The organism is Psychromonas sp. SP041 (assembly GCF_000470315.2).
GTDB lineage: Bacteria > Pseudomonadota > Gammaproteobacteria > Enterobacterales > Psychromonadaceae > Psychromonas.
Map to the genome: position 1 here is coordinate 69,821 of NZ_CBRF02000010.1, position 18,543 is coordinate 88,363.

21 protein-coding genes are annotated in these 18,543 nt (G+C 37.4%); 1 reads left to right on the forward strand and 20 read right to left on the reverse strand.

Annotated features, from left to right (window positions below; all coding sequences use genetic code 11):
• Positions 1-24: 24 nt before the first annotated feature.
• The 19 genes from ccmE to flhA all read right to left on the reverse strand — a co-directional run bounded on the left by ccmE (position 25) and on the right by flhA (position 17,153).
• Complete coding sequence (gene ccmE / locus SP041_RS07425) at positions 25-501, reverse strand: cytochrome c maturation protein CcmE (protein ID WP_025564966.1); 477 nt, start codon at positions 499-501, stop codon at positions 25-27.
• The gene (ccmD, locus tag SP041_RS07430; RefSeq protein WP_025564967.1) at positions 498-704 is read right to left on the reverse strand and encodes a heme exporter protein CcmD; all 207 of its coding nucleotides are present in this window, start codon (positions 702-704) and stop codon (positions 498-500) included. The genes ccmE and ccmD overlap by 4 nt, the downstream gene beginning before the upstream one ends.
• A gap of 1 nt (position 705) precedes the next feature.
• Positions 706-1,464: a heme ABC transporter permease gene (locus SP041_RS07435; RefSeq protein WP_025564968.1), complete on the reverse strand. Its 759-nt coding sequence runs from the start codon at positions 1,462-1,464 to the stop codon at positions 706-708.
• Between the two features lie 55 nt (positions 1,465-1,519).
• On the reverse strand, positions 1,520-2,188 hold the full coding sequence (ccmB, locus tag SP041_RS07440; RefSeq protein WP_025564969.1) for a heme exporter protein CcmB: 669 nt from the start codon (positions 2,186-2,188) through the stop codon (positions 1,520-1,522).
• Positions 2,181-2,819, reverse strand: a complete 639-nt coding sequence (ccmA, locus tag SP041_RS07445; RefSeq protein WP_025564970.1) for a cytochrome c biogenesis heme-transporting ATPase CcmA — start codon at positions 2,817-2,819, stop codon at positions 2,181-2,183. Before ccmA ends, ccmB begins: the two co-directional genes overlap by 8 nt.
• A 211-nt stretch (positions 2,820-3,030) precedes the next feature.
• On the reverse strand, positions 3,031-3,423 hold the full coding sequence (locus tag SP041_RS07450; RefSeq protein ID WP_037049470.1) for a DUF2802 domain-containing protein: 393 nt from the start codon (positions 3,421-3,423) through the stop codon (positions 3,031-3,033).
• A gap of 30 nt (positions 3,424-3,453) precedes the next feature.
• Positions 3,454-3,942 carry a chemotaxis protein CheW gene (locus tag SP041_RS07455; RefSeq protein ID WP_025564972.1) on the reverse strand — a complete coding sequence of 163 codons (489 nt, stop codon included), beginning with the start codon at positions 3,940-3,942 and terminating at the stop codon, positions 3,454-3,456.
• A gap of 44 nt (positions 3,943-3,986) precedes the next feature.
• Positions 3,987-4,649 carry a chemotaxis protein CheW gene (locus SP041_RS07460; RefSeq protein WP_025564973.1) on the reverse strand — a complete coding sequence of 221 codons (663 nt, stop codon included), beginning with the start codon at positions 4,647-4,649 and terminating at the stop codon, positions 3,987-3,989.
• Positions 4,650-5,423, reverse strand: coding sequence for a ParA family protein (locus SP041_RS07465; RefSeq protein ID WP_025564974.1), 774 nt, complete (start codon positions 5,421-5,423; stop codon positions 4,650-4,652).
• 2 nt (positions 5,424-5,425) lie between these two features.
• Positions 5,426-6,403 (reverse strand): flagellar motor protein MotB, encoded by a 978-nt coding sequence (locus SP041_RS07470; protein WP_025564975.1) that lies wholly within the window; start codon positions 6,401-6,403, stop codon positions 5,426-5,428.
• Positions 6,403-7,155, reverse strand: a complete 753-nt coding sequence (locus SP041_RS07475; RefSeq protein ID WP_081695405.1) for a flagellar motor protein — start codon at positions 7,153-7,155, stop codon at positions 6,403-6,405. Before SP041_RS07475 ends, SP041_RS07470 begins: the two co-directional genes overlap by 1 nt.
• Positions 7,148-8,275: a chemotaxis response regulator protein-glutamate methylesterase gene (locus tag SP041_RS07480; protein WP_025564977.1), complete on the reverse strand. Its 1,128-nt coding sequence runs from the start codon at positions 8,273-8,275 to the stop codon at positions 7,148-7,150. The genes SP041_RS07475 and SP041_RS07480 overlap by 8 nt, the downstream gene beginning before the upstream one ends.
• Positions 8,276-8,285: 10 nt before the next feature.
• Positions 8,286-10,616 carry a chemotaxis protein CheA gene (locus SP041_RS07485; protein WP_025564978.1) on the reverse strand — a complete coding sequence of 777 codons (2,331 nt, stop codon included), beginning with the start codon at positions 10,614-10,616 and terminating at the stop codon, positions 8,286-8,288.
• An 11-nt stretch (positions 10,617-10,627) separates the two neighbouring features.
• Positions 10,628-11,389 carry a protein phosphatase CheZ gene (locus tag SP041_RS07490; protein ID WP_025564979.1) on the reverse strand — a complete coding sequence of 254 codons (762 nt, stop codon included), beginning with the start codon at positions 11,387-11,389 and terminating at the stop codon, positions 10,628-10,630.
• A 15-nt stretch (positions 11,390-11,404) separates the two neighbouring features.
• Positions 11,405-11,788 carry a chemotaxis response regulator CheY gene (gene cheY / locus SP041_RS07495; protein WP_025564980.1) on the reverse strand — a complete coding sequence of 128 codons (384 nt, stop codon included), beginning with the start codon at positions 11,786-11,788 and terminating at the stop codon, positions 11,405-11,407.
• Positions 11,789-11,931: 143 nt separating this feature from the next.
• Positions 11,932-12,642: an RNA polymerase sigma factor FliA gene (locus tag SP041_RS07500; RefSeq protein WP_025564981.1), complete on the reverse strand. Its 711-nt coding sequence runs from the start codon at positions 12,640-12,642 to the stop codon at positions 11,932-11,934.
• 27 nt (positions 12,643-12,669) lie between these two features.
• Positions 12,670-13,539 (reverse strand): MinD/ParA family protein, encoded by an 870-nt coding sequence (locus tag SP041_RS07505; protein WP_025564982.1) that lies wholly within the window; start codon positions 13,537-13,539, stop codon positions 12,670-12,672.
• Between the two features lie 59 nt (positions 13,540-13,598).
• Positions 13,599-15,053 (reverse strand): flagellar biosynthesis protein FlhF, encoded by a 1,455-nt coding sequence (flhF, locus tag SP041_RS07510; protein ID WP_025564983.1) that lies wholly within the window; start codon positions 15,051-15,053, stop codon positions 13,599-13,601.
• 12 nt (positions 15,054-15,065) lie between these two features.
• The gene (flhA, locus tag SP041_RS07515; protein ID WP_240791434.1) at positions 15,066-17,153 is read right to left on the reverse strand and encodes a flagellar biosynthesis protein FlhA; all 2,088 of its coding nucleotides are present in this window, start codon (positions 17,151-17,153) and stop codon (positions 15,066-15,068) included.
• On the opposite strand from flhA, the gene SP041_RS21045 reads away from it, so the two are divergent.
• Positions 17,071-17,247, forward strand: a complete 177-nt coding sequence (locus SP041_RS21045; RefSeq protein ID WP_205961183.1) for a hypothetical protein — start codon at positions 17,071-17,073, stop codon at positions 17,245-17,247. The genes flhA and SP041_RS21045 overlap by 83 nt on opposite strands.
• Positions 17,248-17,402: 155 nt before the next feature.
• Here SP041_RS21045 and flhB read toward each other — a convergent pair whose 3' ends face one another.
• Positions 17,403-18,542 carry a flagellar biosynthesis protein FlhB gene (flhB, locus tag SP041_RS07520; protein WP_025564985.1) on the reverse strand — a complete coding sequence of 380 codons (1,140 nt, stop codon included), beginning with the start codon at positions 18,540-18,542 and terminating at the stop codon, positions 17,403-17,405.
• Position 18,543 lies beyond the last annotated feature (1 nt).

The following is an 18,543-nucleotide window of genomic DNA, read 5'->3' on the forward strand; positions in this document are numbered from 1 at the left end:
TTTATGAATTAAGTTTTATTAGCTTTATTTTGCTAATTCACTTTCCGTTTTTAAATGTTCCATACCTTTCAACGCTTCAGCGACTTCTGGCGGCATGTATTCTTCATCATGTTTAGCAAGTACTTCGAATGCTTCAATTGAATTTTCTGATTTTAACACTCCTTGCGCAACGATCCCCTGACCTTCACGAAATAGATCTGGCAAAATACCATCAAAATAGACCGTTACTTGCCCTGCTTTATTATCTATTAAATCAAAACTGACTTTAAGACTTTCAGGATTTCGTTGAACAGAGCCATTTAAAACCATGCCTCCAATACGTAAACGTTGGCCAATTTCAGGCTTTTCACCTGTTTCATTTTTACCATTCAGAATTTCATTAGGAGTGTAAAACAAATCAATATTTTGCTGTAAAGCATATAGCGTTAACCCGATCGCTAATGACAATCCTGCAATTAATGAAGAAGTGATTAATAAGCGTTTTTTACGTCTTGGATTCATAAAATGTCTTCTCTATTTTCAGCTGCTTTAATACGTTGTTCGCGTTGTAACCGTTGTTCAACCTGATGAAATATTTTTTTACGTTTAAATACACTATTAGTAATGAGTAAAATAATGCTCAATAGTGACACACCATAAGATAACCAAACATAAAAACTATAACCGCCCATGGCGATAAAGTCTGACAATGATGTAAATGCCATATTAACCTCTCTTATTCGTTTTTAAGGATTGCTTCACTAAAGCAATTACCCAAGGACGATGACTTTCTCGTTGTAATATTTCATTACGAAAACGATATAAAATCATAAGGCCTAAGAAACTCGCAAAACTCACAATCATAATCAATAAAGGAATAAGCATTTCAGTCGCCATTGAAGGCTGATCAAACTTAGTAATGGTTGCACCTTGATGTAAGGTATTCCACCAAACGACTGAAAAATGAATAATGGGCAAATTGATCACGCCAACTAACGTTAAGATAGAAGCGGCACGCCCAGCCAAAATTTTATCTGAAAATGCATTGTATAAAGCAATGATACCTAAATAAACAAATAATAAAATCAATTCAGAGGTCAGCCTAGCATCCCAAACCCACCAAGCTCCCCACATGGGTTTACCCCATGCAGCGCCAGTAAATAATGCAATAAAAGTATAAACAGCACCAATCGGTGCAGTGGCAGCAACGGTCATTTCAGCTAAACGAATTTGCCACACTAAACCAATAAAAGCAGCAACCGCCATCGTTGAATACGCGCCCATCGCCATCATCGCAGCGGGGACATGTATGTAGATAATTCGAAAGCTATCACCTTGCTGATAATCAGCAGGCGCGAAAGCGAGGCCCCATATAATACCAACAAAAAATGTCGGGATCGCAATGACTAAAAACCAAGGCATTAATTTCCCAGATAACGCATAGCTTTTCTCAGCTTTTGCATAAGGATGTAACCATTTCCACATAATTGTATCTCTATCTATGTCTTTATTTTCAATAAGTAAGAATAACTAAAACGAATTAACTCACACTAACTCGTAAAGATGCTGCAATGGCAAAAGGCGCTAACGTAATCGCACCGACTAACATTGCACCTAATAACGCCAATAAACCAAGGTAAGGTTGCCCAAATGAAGCAGCATCAATTGCCATGGTTGAAAAAATTAAAATCGGAATACTTAGCGGTAACATAATCAAGCTCAATAACACGCCGCCCTTACGTAAACCAATGGTTAGTGCCACACCAATAGCCCCTAATAAACTTAATATAGGAGTGCCAATCAATAGTGTTAAAAATAACGCCCAAAATGTATTTTCTTCCAATGACAAAAAAACAGCTAGTAGTGGAGAAACGAATAAAATAGGTAACCCTGTTAGCAACCAATGAGTAAATACCTTGGCACACACTAACCAGGTTAAAGAATGTGGTGCGAGCATCATTTGCTCTAACGATCCATCGATATAATCATCTTTAAATAAACGCTCAAAAGAGAGTAAGGCGGCTAATAATGCCGCTACCCAGATAATGCCAGGGGCAATCCGCGCTAATAAGGCAGGGTCAGTTCCGATCCCCAGGGGAAATAGAGTGACAACGATAACAAAAAACCAAATGGGATTTAAAATATCGCTTTGTTGACGAAATGCACCTAATAAATCTTTACGCACAATTTGTACAAAAGCATCAAACATATTGTTCTCCAATAGCAGGCTTTTGTAACGTTAATTTTTTATAGAGATCAGTAGGCAATGATAAATCTTGATGGGTGGTTAATATGATCATTCCACCTTTGTGAGCATGTTTAATTAACAAATTCTCAATGACTTTAACACCGCTTTTATCGATGGCTGTAAAGGGTTCATCCAAAATCCATAAAGGACAATCACTAAACCACATTCTTGCTAGTGCAACACGTCTCTGTTGCCCTGCCGAAAGCTGTGCAGTAGGGATATTTTCATAACCAACAAGACCTACTAAGGTTAAAATATCCCAAAGATCTAACTCAACACTAGGATTATATAAACGATGAAAGAATTGCAGATTTTCAAGTGCTGTCAATTCAGGTTTTACACCTGACTTATGGCCAAGATAAAGCATATTTTGATAATAAGATTCACGATCTGACATTATGTTTTGTTGTTGCCAGTAAATATCACCAGAATAAGGAGAAGACAAACCAACAAGTAAGCGAAATAAACTGGTTTTTCCAATGCCATTAGGACCTTCGACATGCAAAATTTCACCAGGGGAAAGTGCAAAGTTTAGATTATTAAATAAAACTCGCTCTTCACGCACACAAGTTAAGTTTTTGCACTCAAGCATTCAGACTTACCTTCACCAATAAATAACGCACAACAAAGTAGAATCGTCATATTATGCCATTTAATGTCATAAAATGTGAGCGGATCCTAACATAGAAAAAGCTTATGAGTAACTATCAGGGAGAGACAACAGATGAAAATAAAAGACAAAATTCAAATATTTTTGTTTAAATTAACATATTGTTGTCTTATTTATTTGCGGTAAATGAAAATTATTTGCGGTGTAAATTCAGTAATAACTCAGCTTCTGCACGTGGCAACTCGCATTCAGTCATCAGCTCTTCGATACTTGCACCTAATTCAACCATTTTAGTTGCACGAGTATAAAGCCTATTTTCAGGCGCCGAAGCCACTAAATTAACTTGATTCTCTTGCGTTTTTTTCACTTCAGCATCTAATTGCTGTAGTTTTTTACCAATACCCACTGCGCCTGAATGGATTTCAGTAAATTGTTTTTTAGTTGTCTCTTGTTGCATTAACAATGATTTAATTAATACCTCAAGACTATGATTTTTTTTATTCACTTTACTCAATAATATGAGTGTAGTAACAAAAAAAACAATGGCTAGCACTAATGCTAACCAGGAAATATATTCAATAAACATGTACGACTCGACTCTAATAGCAAAAATAAATTATAATAAATTTAATTCATCCCATTCGTCATCACTTAATAATTTGTTTAAATCGACTAAAATTAACAAACCATCATCACGATTACAGACACCTTGAATGAACTGCGAACTTTCTTCTGTGCCAACATGAGGTGCAGGTTCAATTTCTGATTTTTTCAAATAAACCACTTCAGCAACACTGTCGACTAAAATGCCAATCACTTGCTTTTCAGACTCAATGATAACAATACGGCTGCTATCTGTAATATCGGCAGGCATTAAACCAAAACGTGTACGTGTATCAATAACGGTAACAACATTACCACGTAAATTAATAATGCCTAACACATAGTCAGGAGCACCAGGTACTGCAGCAATTTCACTGTAACGCAAAATTTCTTGTACTTGCATTACATTAATGCCGTAAGTTTCATTATCTAATAAAAAAGTAACACGTTGTAATATTTCATCATTAGCAGTTTTATTGGCTAAGTTAGTTTCTCTATTCATTTTATCTCTACTTAAATTATTGGTTATTTTAAATTCAGGCTATATTAGCCACGAATATCCATTCCTTGGTCTAATAGTTTCACTAGTTCTTTTGCATGGATCAACGCACACATTTTTTGCTTAACCATTCCCGCTAGCCATGGTCGAGATCCTTTCTTATCACGCCATCTAACTTGATCTTTACTGAGGTTTTCAGTGCCTAGTAGCTTTTCACAAGACAAGCCCCAAGCAGTATCACCTAATAGTATGAAATGAGTATAGTTCAGATCAGTCGCATTACGACCAAGTTGCAACCATGAGGACGTATCTACGATGTTATATAATCGTTCATTGTGACTCATTACACCACGAAACCATGAAGGCTTACCCATTAAAAAATTAAGCGAATCACTTAAATGATAAATACCGCCTAAATCAGTTAATGGTATTGCAAAGGTAATATGGTTAAGTTCGAAGAATAATACTTGGAATTGATCTTCAACAATCAAGTTTTCCCACTCATCATCTTGACGAACAGTTTCAGCGTCTGGTGCTTGTTGAACATTTATTGTTGGACTAGAAAAAACTAACTGCTCAGATAATGCATCAGGTTCTGCAAATTCAGACTGGCTATCAGCGATAGCATCTTCATTTAATGTTGTTTTATTATCACTGCGCAACATTGAGTCAAAATAGTTTTTCATTGCGTCATTATTATTGTTTTTCATTTAATTGTGCTCAGTTTGTAGCAAATAATTTAACAATGTTTCATAGGCAAACGAACCTCTAGAACTCTTTATATAAAGAGAAATAGGTAAGTGGGCTAAGCTTGCATCCCTGAATTTAGTATCAATAGGAATAACACCATTCCACACCTTGCCTTTATAAGTGCTTTTTAATTCTTCTAGCGTATTAATTGACGCTCTAGTACGTTTATCAAACATAGTAGGAATGATGCAATAATTAAAATCATCTCCTCTTGAATGTTGCATTATTCCAAGCGTTTGTACCATTCTTTGCAAACCTTTAGACGCTAAGAATTCTGTTTGCACTGGAATTAAAATCCGCTCACAAGCGGCTAATGCATTAACCATCATGACACCTAATACCGGTGGGCAATCTATTAATACAAAATCATAGTCATTTTTTACTAATTTTAACTGCTTATGTAGAAACAGCCCCATGCCTTCTTGATTTCCTAACACACGATCTAACGTAGCTAAAGACATCGAAGCCGGAATTAGTGACAAGTTATTGATTTCAGTAGGCAGTATAACTTGATCTAACTCTGCTTTGGTTGTCGCAGGATCTTGAAATAAATCATATAAACTAACAGGTAAATGGTCTGAATCATATTGTAGATAACTGGTTAAAGACGCATGCGGATCAGTATCAATTAATAAAACACGAAAACCTCGCTCCACTAAAAGACCAGCGATTGAAATAACGGTTGTCGTTTTTCCAACGCCCCCTTTTTGATTTGAAATAGTCCAAATTTTCATCGTCACTCCTGCCTTGTTGTAATGATAATTCGACCATCTGGGTGGTATATTTGGCGTATTTCATCACTATCAGGCTTTGGCGTACGCGGTATTTTCTGTGCTTCTATTTTTTCTGTTTTACTACTATCTGAATTCGTTTTATTGTTGCCATTAGGTTGTTGCTTTTTAAAAAAAGCAAATTTAGAGATAGCAATCACAACACGTCGACTTTTTAATTTATCTTCTTTACCGTTGCTATTTAATATCGGTTGAAATTTTCCATAGCCTTCTATTACCATTCGCTCTCCTACTATCCCTCGCTCATTAAAAGCATGTAAGACACTGATAGCGCGTAATGCGGAAAGCTCCCAATTAGATTTATATATTTCATTGGCAACGACATCTACATCAGTATACCCACGTAATCTGATCATATTATTAACTGGTTTTAACACGGTAGCAATCTGTTCTATTTGATGTTTTGCACCATTTAATAAAGTATGACTTTCACCTGCAAACAATAAAGGTCCACTCATTTTAATCGTTAGCCAATCACCGTCTAAATCGACGCTAAAAGCACCTGTCTCTAATTCAGTTCGTAGTGCTGATTTTAAGGATAATTGTATTTCCTCTAATGATTTCCCTGTGTAGCTTTGATCAGGATCGGATAATTTTTCACTTTCTAATTCACTGACGTACCCTAAATTATGGCTATCTCCATCGCTTATTAATGCAGGGCCGGTATCATCTTTAATGTCATTACTGCGCTTGGTTAATATGCCTTTTGCATCTGATCCACTATTATTAGGTTGTACAAACTGACTCGCGCTTTGAATCACTTCAATGATTTCTTGGTACTTTTCTTCATTGTTCAATGACACTGCATAAAGCACCACAAACAAAGCAAACATTAAGGTCATATAATCAGCATAAGAAACCGTCCAACGATGAACATGGTTATTATGTGATTTATGAGCATGACGACGATTATAGATTGGCATTAATACGCAGCTCTAGATAAATACCCATTTAAACGACGTTCTAATAATAAACTATTTTCTCCCTGTGCAATGGCAATGATCCCGACCATCGACATCTCTTCAAATAACGCTTGATGTTGATAATTTAAACGGATTTTATTCGCGACAGGTAGAAAAATAAAATTAGCAAAGGCAACGCCATATATTGTTGCCACAAAAGCAATAGCAATACCTTGCCCTAATAACTCTGGTTGGTCTAAAAACGCCATCGCTTGAATTAAACCTAGTACAGCACCAATAATTCCAATAGTAGGGCTATACCCTCCCATAGCGTCAAACACTTGTGCACTACGTTCATTTTTATCTATTTCTAGTTCAATTTCTTGCTGTAGGATTTCTTGTAAAGCAATAGGGTCGCATCCATCTACCAGCATCGATAATGATTTTTCAGTAAAACTATCTACATTTTCTATATTTTCTTTTTCTAAACTGAGTAAACCATCTTGACGAGAAATAACAGACCAACGTTTAATCAATGCTATTTGTTGATCTAACTGGTATTGAGGTTTAGCAAATAAGGTCAATAATTGCTTACAAGCATGGCTAAGCTGTTTACTTGAAGATTGGATTAGAATCGCGCCAACAGTGCCGCCAAAAACGATTAAAAAGGCAGAAAGATCTAATAAGCCACTAAGAGGAGCATCGTGATAAAGCTGTGCAAAAACGATACTCGCAATAATAACAACAAAACCAATCAGTCCGATTTTACTCATGCTTTAGTTCCACTAAAATACGTTTAGCAACTTGCTCCAATGCGATAGACTCTGTGGAGATACCTGCTTTAGTTACCGCTTGTGGCATGCCATAAACGACACAGCTTGCTTCATCTTGAGCCCAAATTTCAGAGCCTTTACTTTTTAGTAAACGAGCACCGTCACGGCCATCCGCTCCCATTCCCGTTAATATAATAGCCAATACTTTATTAGTATAAGATTTAGCAAGTGACGCAAAGGTAATATCAACACTTGGTTTATAGTTCAGTGCTTCATTACCTTCATGTATTTTTATTTGGCCATTAGCAGCAATTAACATTTGCTTACCACCAGGTGCCAAATAAGCACAACCAGGTTTTAATATATCGCCTGTTTCAGCTTCTTTAACAGTGATTTTACAATTACTGTTTAGACGTTCAGAGAAAGCTTTAGTGAAGGTACCAGGCATATGCTGTACTAACACGATAGGTAATTTAAAATTCTGTGGTAATGCCGTTAATATTTTTTGTAATGCAACAGGACCGCCAGTTGATGTACCGATAGCAAGTACATTGTAGGATTTTCCAGACGCTTTAACACGGTGGATAGGTGTCGACTTTGCAATAACACCATTATTTTCATGTTTAGGCGGTACTCTATTCAAAACAGGCTTTAATGTTGCAGAGGCTATATTAGCAGTGGGTTTAGCAAGACCAGATATTTTCTCAGGTACTCTTTGAACACGTCTTCTCGCGATCATTTGAATACGTTGTTGTAACAAAGTGATTGCTTCTTGTTTGTCACGAGCAATGTCTTCAAACTTTTTCGGTAAAAAATCACACGCGCCAGCATCTAATGCATCTAATGTTGCACTCGCACCTTGGTGCGTTAATGATGAAAACATTAAAATAGGGGTCGGTGCTAAATCCATTATTTTTTGGACTGCTGTAATACCGTCCATCACTGGCATTTCAACATCCATAGTGATTACATCAGGCTTATGTTTGACCACCATATCAATGGCTTCTTTACCGTTATTAGCGGTAGCAATCACTTCTAAATAAGGTGATGCATTAATTATTTCGCTAACTCGACGACGAAAAAAATTCGAGTCATCAACCACTAAAACTTTAATCGTCATCTACTTTCCTTTATGCATAATGTTTTAATAAACTTGGTAAATCTAAAATTAAAGCAATACCACCATCACTTGTAATAGTAGCGCCTGCCATTCCAGGTGTACCAGAAAGTAATTTATCTAATGCTTTAATAACGACTTCTTCTTGTCCGAGTAGACCATCAACAACAAAACCTACTTGCTGTGTGCCAAGTTGGACAATAACAACATGTCCTTTACCTTTGCCTTTATCAGTTAAAGGCGAATGAGGTGCTAACCACTCTCTTAAATAAAATAATGGAATAGCGTGGTCACGAATAACAACGGTTAACTGACCATTAACAATATTGGTTTTAGCCAAATCAAAATGGAATATTTCGTTTACATTAGTCAACGGTAATGCGAATGTTTGCTTAGCAACAACAATCATCAACGTCGGTAAAATGGCTAATGTTAACGGCACTTTAATTTCTAATCGAGTACCTTTACCAATCGCAGAATCAATTGAAATGGTGCCATTTAGTTTCGTAATGCTCGTTTTTACAACATCCATGCCAACACCACGACCAGAAATATCAGAAATTTCAACCTTGGTGGAAAAACCAGGGGCAAAGATTAATGAATAGGCTTCAGTATCAGTCATGCGATCTGCGCCATCTTGATCTAAAATGCCTTTATTAATCGCTATTTGCTTCAATTTATCAGCATCCATTCCTGCGCCATCATCTTCAATGACTAACAAAATATGGTCTCCCTCTTGGGCGGCTGATAATAAAACGCGACCTTGCGTTTCTTTTCCAGATTGCATACGAATCTGTGGCATTTCAATACCATGATCTACCGAATTACGGACTAAATGCACTAATGGATCTGCTAATGCTTCCACTAGATTTTTATCTAAATCAGTTTCTTCGCCGACTAATTCTAAACGAATATCTTTACCAAGCTGGCGGGCTAAATCCCTGACAACACGCGGAAACTTACCAAATACTTTTTTGATAGGCTGCATACGGGTTTTCATTACAGACCCTTGCAAGTCGCTTGTTACGATCGCTAAATTAGCAACAGCACGAGAAATCTCTTCATTGTCTGAAGTCGATTCTAAGCTGACTAAACGATTACGCACTAGCACAAGTTCACCGACCATATTCATGATCTCATCAAGTGTACTCGTATCAACCCTGACCGTTTGTTCGGCTTGATTCACTTTATTAGGTGGATTTTTTGTGGTCGTTGCAGGTGTTGCTTTTGCTACTGGATTAGCATGCTGTTTAATAGGCTCTGCTTGAGGTTTAACTGTTTGATTATGACTAACGTTAGCAGTACTTACAGATGCACTTGAATTCGGTGTTTTATTTTGAGTGACGTCAGGAGTAATTTTTCCTACGCCATGTAATTCGTCTAATAGAGACTCAAATTCGTCATCTGTAATGTCATCTGAAGCACTTTTATTTGTAGACGGAGCACCTCTATGTGCACCTTTACCATGTAGATCATCTAATAAACTTTCAAATTCATCATCGGTAATGTCATCACTAGCAATGGACTCAACAACATTTTCGACAACAAGTGTTGCCGCGGTACTGGATAGTGAATGTTTTCCAACGCCATGTAAGTCATCTAATAGTGACTCAAATTCATCTTCACTAATTTCGTCACTAGCCACCACATTATTTGTAGCTGGTGCTTTTTCCATTACTGGTACAGAGTGTTTTCCAACGCCATGTAAATCATCTAATAACGACTCAAATTCATCTTCACTAATTTCATCACTATCTATTTCTGCAGCAACGTTTTCAGCGCTAGAAAATTTAGCAGATGATTCAGAACTTGCATGTAATTCATCTAACAATGCGTCAAATTCAAATGCATCAATATCATCAATCGTTTTAGCCGTTTCTACAATAGGTTCAGGAACAGGCTCAGGAGCGACTTTTTGAACAACTACCTCCTGAATAACTGGCTCATCGATACTAGCGGGTTTACTCAAGCGGTGTAATGCATCTAAAATATGATCCGGGGCTTTTACACCTTGTTCACCATTTTGAACGGCTGAAAACTGCTCATTGATAATATCTAATGCAGCTAAAATAGTATCCATTAATTCAGAGTCGACGAGACGTGCACCTTGACGTAAACCATCAAAGACATTCTCTGCACCGTGGCAAGTTTCAACAAGTTCATTTAGAGATAAAAAACCTCCCCCACCTTTAACGGTATGGAAGCCTCGAAAAATTGCATTTAATAACTCGGAATCATTAGGGTTATTTTCTAGCTCAACGAGTTGTTCAGATAATAATTCTAAAATTTCTCCCGCTTCGACTAAAAAGTCCTGCAAGATTTCATCATCTATTTCAAATGTCATTACAGGTTCCTTTAAAATCCTAAGCTTGAAAGCAAATCATCCACTTCATCTTGTCCATTAACCACATCTACACGAGACTCTGCATCTATAATGGGGCCTTCCGCAACAATACTTTTTGGTTCTTTTTTCTCTTTTTGTTGCCCTACAGAAGCATCTAATTCGCTTTGTTTACTACAGACGGTCAATATAACAACGAGTTTAGATTCAATTTCTTGTACTAGTGCTATCACTCTATTGATGATTTGTCCGGTTATATCTTGGAACTCTTGAGCCATTAGTATTTCAGTTAATTTATCGCGTAACTCTACAGCACTGACTTTAGAGTAAGTGAAAAACTCATCAATAGAGTGGCACAATACTTTAAATTCCCCGACTTCTAAATTACGTGTCATCAAGCTTTCCCAGCTTGGCATCACTTTATCTAAATCGTGAATTAGCTTATCAGCAATAGGTAAGCAATGATCAACGGCATCCATTGTGGTATTTGCCGCTTTGTCTGTCATTTCAATCACATAATTTAAACGATTTTTAGCGTCTGGTAGGTCATGACCAGCGAGATCCATTAAACGTGTATCATGATTAAAACTTAATAATGCTTCATGTAATTCACGCGTTAATTCGCCAACTTGCCCAAACAAAAGATGATCTGCTGATCCAGAAAAATCAACACTCTCTACAATCTTATTAGCTTCATTAATTTGCTCTGCTTCTAAATGAGCAACTAGCGCTTTAGCTTGAGAAAGTGAGAGATGCGGCATAACTTCATTAGCCATACATTACTCCATTAATTAAGCTAAACGCTCAAATATCTTATCTAATTTCTCTTTCAATGTACCAGCTGTAAAAGGCTTAATAATATAACCGTTAACACCAGCTTGAGCAGCTTCAATGATCTGCTCTCGTTTCGCTTCAGCAGTTACCATTAATACTGGTAAGTGCTTTAATTTAGGGTCTTTACGGATCTCTTTTAACAGATCAATCCCTTCCATTATCGGCATATTCCAATCGGTCACTACAAACTCAAAATCACCATTTTGTAACATTGGTAAAGCAGTATGACCATCATCAGCTTCTAATGTATTAGTGAAACCTAAGTCTCTTAATAAGTTTTTAATTATTCTTCTCATTGTTGAGAAATCATCAACAATTAATATTTTCATATTTTTATTCAAAACATTCCCTTAAGGCAAAAGTAGGCCTATTTTATATCTCTGTTATATATAGGTAAAAATTGCAAAAACACATTAATCTTTTACGTTATTCAGTAGGTGATTAACAATTGTGTGAGCCATTCCAAACTATTACCTCTTATTGGTTATATTCTATCAGAATTAATTTTAGATTTCAGTCTATGTATCGCTTGACTAAGGATTTGACTAACACGTGATTCACTGACCTCCAAAATGAGCCCAATTTCTTTTAGATTCATCTCTTCATCGTAATAAAGTGATAGGACTAAAGCTTCTCGCTGTGGTAATTGTTCAATCAATTGTGCTAGTTGTTGGGTAAACTGGTTATCTGCAACGTGGTCAAAAGTACTATCGAATGTTTTACTTGATTGAGCGAACATATCGTCAGGGTTTGGCAAGTCTTCATAAGCGATAAGTTTTCCGCAATTGACGTCTTGCAGCATTTTTTGGTACTCACTCAGTGAGATTTGCAAATAATTAGCAACATCAATTTCTTTTGCATCTTCACCACTTTGCTTTTCAACTGCATCAATAGCACTAGCAATCGTTCGGCTATTTTTATGCACTGAACGAGGAACCCAATCACCTTTTCGCATTTCATCTAACATAGCACCGCGGATACGAATACCTGCAAACGTTTCAAAACTGGCGCCTTTAGAGGCATCAAAGTTACGAGCGGCTTCTAATAAACCAATCATGCCAGATTGGACGAGATCATCTACCAGCACGCTAGCCGGTAATCTTGCCAACAAATGATAAGCTATCTTTTGTACTAGCGCTAAATGACGAGTGATTAGATCTGAAGTATCTGTTTGATATCCTTGCGCTTTAATCACTTATAGAAACCCTCGTGTTGTGAGCACTTATAAAAGCTCTTTGATACTTTCGTCATCATTCAACAATAGTTTCTCAATAAAAAACTCTAAATGGCCACCTGGCTGATGTGGGATAGGCCAATCACAAGCTCGGTTAGCTAATGCTTTAAAAGCCAGTGAAGCGGGTGTTTTTGGAAATGCATCCACCACTGTTTTTTGTTTTCTCACAGCTTGACGAACATTGCCATCAAAAGGAATACAGGCAACAAGCTCTAAAGACACGTCTAAAAATCGATCGGTCACACGCGTTAATTTAGTAAATAAATCTTGGCCTTCACGTAAACTGCGCACCATATTAGCTACGATTTTAAAGCGATAAACACCGTTTTGTTTACTGAGAATTTTAATTAATGCATAAGCATCAGTGATCGATGTAGGTTCATCACAAACCACCATTAAGACATCTTGGGCTGCTTGTGCAAAACTCACGACCATGTTGGAAATACCGGCAGCCGTGTCAATTAATAGAATATCGATTGGAGTTTGTAATGAGCTAAAAGCTTGGATCAAACCTGCATGTTCAACATCGGTTAACTCAACCATTGATTGAGTCCCTGAAGTAGCAGGTATAATCATCACCCCTTCAGGGCCATGTACGATAACTTCATCTAAAGTACATTCGCCGGATAAAACATGTGATAAGTTTTTAATAACACGAATACCTAATAACACATCGACATTAGCAAGGCCTAAATCGGCATCAAGTACCATCACTCGCTTACCCATTTTAGCAAGTGATACAGCCATATTAAGAGTAACATTAGTTTTACCAACACCACCTTTACCGCCAGTAACCGCAATTACTTTAACTTGGTGGTTGGTCATTTTTCTTAAACCGCTTGCTTGATCTGCCATCATCTTACTTACTCATTTTTTAAATTAATTAAACTAATATGCAGCGTACTATAACATCGATATTAATCGTCAGTACTGCTATACCATTGATGTTTATCTTGTTGTTCTTGGTTATCCATCATTGCTAAAGTACTGCTGATTAAATTTTCTACTTTAGCAATTTCAATATCTTCAGGAACGCGCTGCCCTGTCGTGATATAACTGATTGGTAATGCATGCTTCATTGTCACACTCAATACTTCACCTAAACCGATACTTTCATCGATTTTAGTTAAAATACAACCCGATAATGGGATCCGTTTAAAGTGCTGTAATGCTTCCTCAACGACTCGTCGTTGCGCAGTTGATGGAACTACTAAATAACTTCTAATATTGACACCGCTACTACTCATTAACGTTTCTAGTTGTTCAGAAAGGCGAACATCTCGTTGTCCCATTCCTGCGGTATCAATTAAGACTAATCTTTTTTCTCTAAACTGATATAAGATTTGTGACAGTTCATCTGCATCTTTAGCGACACGTACTGCACAGCCCATTATTTTTCCATAAGTGGCTAATTGCTCGTGAGCACCGATACGATAAGTATCGGTGGTAATTAACGCAACTTGTTCTGGACCATATTTAATAGCGAATTGAGCAGCCAACTTAGCAATAGTAGTGGTTTTTCCTACACCTGTTGGGCCCAATAAAGCAATGGCGCCACCTTTTAATAGGATTTCATTTTTACCAATGGATATTTTGTCTTGTAATAACGCTTGTATGTATTGCTGTACTTCACTTGAAGATGCATCTTCAGGGACATAACTTGCTAAATTATCAGCGATTTCATCGGAAAACCCTGCATTGTTTAACCATTTAATGATCATTGCTCTAACGGGTTCTTTACGCTCCATTTCTTGCCACATTAAACCTGAAACTTGATGCTCTAACAGTTTACGTAAAGAGGCAACTTCCTCGCTAATTTTTGCAATATCTTTATTTTCACTACTGCGATTTGCTTGCGAAGCATTTTTTAATGTTGAAGTACGGCGATCAGGACTACTATTCCAGCTTTGTTGTTCTGCTAATGTCGCAGGCTGCGAAGAGGCAAAAGGTTTAGGGCCTTTTTCAGCTTCTTCTTTAAATGAAAAAGCAGGTAATTCTTCGCGTTTTTTAAAAGCTGACTTTTTATTTTGATGCGCATTCACTTTGCCAAAAAATGAATTTAATGACTTAGCAAAGTCTTCACCACTTTCTTTACGATTGCTACGAATACTATTAGGTAACTTTATTTTTGGTGTTTTTTCAGTACTTTTTGAAGACAACTGAACGCTATCTTCCTTAAGTTGAGAGAGTGGATCCGATTTATCTGATTTTGAGTCTGCAGTAGATTGTGATTGGTAATCAACTGCTGCGACAATCTCAATGCCACCCACCACTTTTTTATTAGACATGATCACAGCATCAGGCCCTAAGACCTCTTTAACTTCAACCATTGCTGTACGCATATCTTTTGCAAAAAATCGCTTAATTTTCATTCATTACAACCGTTATTGCCCAATTGAGCTAATGATTTTAATCTGTTTATCATCAGGTATTTCTTGATAAGACAGTATGTGTAAACTCGGTATTGTATTTTTAACAAATCGAGCTAAGGTACCGCGTAATACACCAGATGTTAATAATACCGCTGGTTGACCTAATAATTCCTGCTGTTGTGACGCTTCAATTAATGAATTCTGAATACGCTCTGCTAATCCAGGCTCGATACCTGCGCCATCTGCTCCACCAGCCTGTATAGACTTGTGCAATATCTGTTCCAATTCTGAGGATAGCGTAATAACAGGGATCTCAGGCTCGTTGCCAATAATTTCTTGAACTATCATACGTTTTAATGAAATTCGACATGCTGCTGTCAAAACTTCGGCATCCTGACTACGCGGCCCATAATCGACTAACGTTTGAACAATTGAGCGGATATCTCTAATCGCTACGTTTTCATTTAATAAGCTTTGTAATACTTTCACCACCGTACTCAATGACAGCACTTCAGGTATTAAACCTTCGACCAATTTAGGGTGCTTTTTAGCGAGCATCTCTAATAAATTTTGAGCTTCTTCATGCCCTAATAATTGCGCAGCATGGTTACTAAGAATTTGACTCAGATGTGTTGCAACTACTGTTGCCGTATCAACAACTGTATAACCTAATGCTTGCGCTTGCTCCCGTTGTGCCTCTTCAATCCATACGGCTTCTAATCCAAAGGCAGGATCGATACCTGTAACACCATCAATAGGGCCAAAAACTTGTCCAGGATTGATCGCCATATCTTTATCATGATAAATATCAGCATGTCCGCAAGTAACGCCCATCAAAGAAATTGAATAGTTATTCGGTGCTAGGTCTAAGTTATCGCGGATATGAACAGGTGGAATTAAAAAACCCATTTGTTGAGATAGCTTTTTACGTACCCCTTTAATGCGATCCAATAATTGCCCTCCTTGTGCTTTATCGACCAAAGGAATAAGTCGATAACCCACTTCTAAACCGATAGTGTCAACGCTACGAACGTCGTCCCAACCTAACTCTTTAACTTCCGCAGGCCCATCATTTACCGGCCCACCATTGTTTTTAATCGCTAATGCAGTTTCTTCTTTAGTTTTGATACGTTTTAATTGCCAATATGCACCACCAGCGGCGATACCACCTAACGTTAAAAAGGCAAGGTGTGGCATACCCGGTACGATACCCATCACCAATAAAATACCTGCGGTGATCATTAATGCTTTAGGGTCATCAAACATTTGCCCCAGCATACGGCTACCCATGTCTGCTTCAGTATTTTCACGCGTAACAGTGATTGCCGCGGCAATAGATAATAATAAAGAAGGTATTTGTGCAACTAAACCATCACCAATCGTTAGCAAGGTATAAATCTCAGCAGCTTGTGACAAAGGTAAGTCGTACTGCACCATTCCAATAATAAAACCACCAATAATATTAATGAATAGGATCATGATCCCTGCAATAGCATCACCTTTAACAAACTTACTCGCACCATCCATTGACCCGTAAAAATCAGCTTCCATGGTCACTTCTTGTCGGCGTAAGCGCGCTTCTTCTTGATTGATTAATCCTGCATTCAAATCTGCATCAATAGCCATTTGTTTACCCGGCATTGCATCTAAGGTAAAACGTGCGCTTACTTCTGAGATACGCCCGGCACCTTTTGTAACCACCACAAAGTTAATGATCATTAATATGATGAAAACAATTAAACCAACCGCTAAGTTACCACCAATAACAACCGAACCAAATGCTTCGATAACGTTACCCGCGGCATCCCCACCTTCATGCCCTTCTAACAATACGACTCGAGTTGATGCAACATTTAAGGCGAGACGTAACAGTGTTGCAATTAAAAGAACGGTTGGGAAAGCGGCAAAATCTAATGGGCGTTTTGTATAAATAGAAACCAATAATACAACTAATGCGAGTGCAATATTAAACGTAAATAAGATATCGAGTAACAGAGTCGGCATAGGTAAAATAACCATGCCCAACGCCGCTAACACGATTATTGGCGTGCCTAATCCACCGAGTACAACGGAACGTTTAGACCATAGAGATGTTAAAATACTATTGATAGTGCCACCTAAAAATGAATGTGATGATATTTACATGTTATCTAGCGATGTTTATATTTTATCTGCTGCAACCCAGGATTTTTAATCGTAATTCAATCTAATCAGTTTAGCTTATTAATATAAAGATAATTACATCGAATTACTAACTACAAAGTAATATTTTATAAATAACAGTAAAAAATAGGGTTCGACCTCAATACATCTAATATATATTCAATTAATGCTTATTAATCAAACATCTTAGTTAGGGTAAATAAAACCATCTGGTACAGGGATATCTGTTGGTAATGTTTTAGGGCGACCCGACTTACCTTTTCTAAACTGCTCTAATTGATAGATATAAGCTAATATTTTTGCAATGGCGATAAACAACTCTTCTGGAATATCTTCACCTATTTCCGTTGTATGGTAAACAGCACGGCATAGTTGTGGAGACTGCATCACAGGGATTTCATTCTCACGACCTACTTCGCGAATTTTGAGCGCCATAAAATCGACACCTTTAGCAACAACATAAGGCGGTCTATCGCCTTCTTTATCATATTTTAATGCGACTGAATAATGTGTTGGATTAGTCACAATAACATCCGCATCTGGCACATCTTGCATCATGGTTCGTTGCGACATTTCATATTGTAATTGACGGATACGCTGTTTAACTTCAGGTTTACCTTCAGAATTACGATACTCATCTTTCACTTCTTGTTTGGTCATTTTCAACTCATCACTGTGCTTATGGATTTGATAAGGGACATCCACCGCCACAATAATTAATAACGATAAACACAATAAAAGAAACATCCAGCTCAGCATATCTAAGGCTTCAAATGCACTACCCGGTAGCTGACTTACTGACAGGTGTAATATATGCTCGAACGTTGCGGCTAAAATAGCCCAAGCGCCACAAATAACCACAGCCACTTTCAAAATAGATTTGATTAATTCAACCCAAGCTTGCATACCAAACATACGTTTAAAACCCGCTTTAGGGCTCATGCGGCTAAATTTAGGCATCATTGCTTTCGTACTAAAGATCATTCCTCCTAATAATGAACTACCTAAAATAGAGATAATAAAGAGCATCAGTAAGATCATAAACATGGGCATGCCCAAACCACTAAAGCCATCAACTAATGCATGCCACATTTGTTCAGGTGCATAAATATCAGCACGTTCAAATGTAAAAGCACGTTTCATCATGATTGATAGTTCGTAAGCTAAGCGATCACCAAACATAAAAATAGACAGTGCGGCGGCAATTAAAACTGACGCGGTTGCTAATTCTTTAGATCGAGCAACCTGTCCCTTATCCTTGGATTTTCGGATTTTGTCGGGGGTGGCTTCCTCGGACTTTTCAGTACCATTTTCATTTTCAGCCATT

Bases quoted from the DNA above. Each gene is read 5' to 3' on its own strand.
- ccmE (WP_025564966.1), bottom strand. From the start codon at position 501: ATGAATCCAAGACGTAAAAAACGCTTATTAATCACTTCTTCATTAATT.
- ccmD (WP_025564967.1), bottom strand. From the start codon at position 704: ATGGCATTTACATCATTGTCAGACTTTATCGCCATGGGCGGTTATAGT.
- SP041_RS07435 (WP_025564968.1), bottom strand. From the start codon at position 1,464: ATGTGGAAATGGTTACATCCTTATGCAAAAGCTGAGAAAAGCTATGCG.
- ccmB (WP_025564969.1), bottom strand. From the start codon at position 2,188: ATGTTTGATGCTTTTGTACAAATTGTGCGTAAAGATTTATTAGGTGCA.
- ccmA (WP_025564970.1), bottom strand. From the start codon at position 2,819: ATGCTTGAGTGCAAAAACTTAACTTGTGTGCGTGAAGAGCGAGTTTTA.
- SP041_RS07450 (WP_037049470.1), bottom strand. From the start codon at position 3,423: ATGTTTATTGAATATATTTCCTGGTTAGCATTAGTGCTAGCCATTGTT.
- SP041_RS07455 (WP_025564972.1), bottom strand. From the start codon at position 3,942: ATGAATAGAGAAACTAACTTAGCCAATAAAACTGCTAATGATGAAATA.
- SP041_RS07460 (WP_025564973.1), bottom strand. From the start codon at position 4,649: ATGAAAAACAATAATAATGACGCAATGAAAAACTATTTTGACTCAATG.
- SP041_RS07465 (WP_025564974.1), bottom strand. From the start codon at position 5,423: ATGAAAATTTGGACTATTTCAAATCAAAAAGGGGGCGTTGGAAAAACG.
- SP041_RS07470 (WP_025564975.1), bottom strand. From the start codon at position 6,403: ATGCCAATCTATAATCGTCGTCATGCTCATAAATCACATAATAACCAT.
- SP041_RS07475 (WP_081695405.1), bottom strand. From the start codon at position 7,155: ATGAGTAAAATCGGACTGATTGGTTTTGTTGTTATTATTGCGAGTATC.
- SP041_RS07480 (WP_025564977.1), bottom strand. From the start codon at position 8,275: ATGACGATTAAAGTTTTAGTGGTTGATGACTCGAATTTTTTTCGTCGT.
- SP041_RS07485 (WP_025564978.1), bottom strand. From the start codon at position 10,616: ATGACATTTGAAATAGATGATGAAATCTTGCAGGACTTTTTAGTCGAA.
- SP041_RS07490 (WP_025564979.1), bottom strand. From the start codon at position 11,389: ATGGCTAATGAAGTTATGCCGCATCTCTCACTTTCTCAAGCTAAAGCG.
- SP041_RS07505 (WP_025564982.1), bottom strand. From the start codon at position 13,539: ATGATGGCAGATCAAGCAAGCGGTTTAAGAAAAATGACCAACCACCAA.
- flhF (WP_025564983.1), bottom strand. From the start codon at position 15,053: ATGAAAATTAAGCGATTTTTTGCAAAAGATATGCGTACAGCAATGGTT.
- SP041_RS21045 (WP_205961183.1), top strand. From the start codon at position 17,071: ATGCCCAACGCCGCTAACACGATTATTGGCGTGCCTAATCCACCGAGT.
- flhB (WP_025564985.1), bottom strand. From the start codon at position 18,542: ATGGCTGAAAATGAAAATGGTACTGAAAAGTCCGAGGAAGCCACCCCC.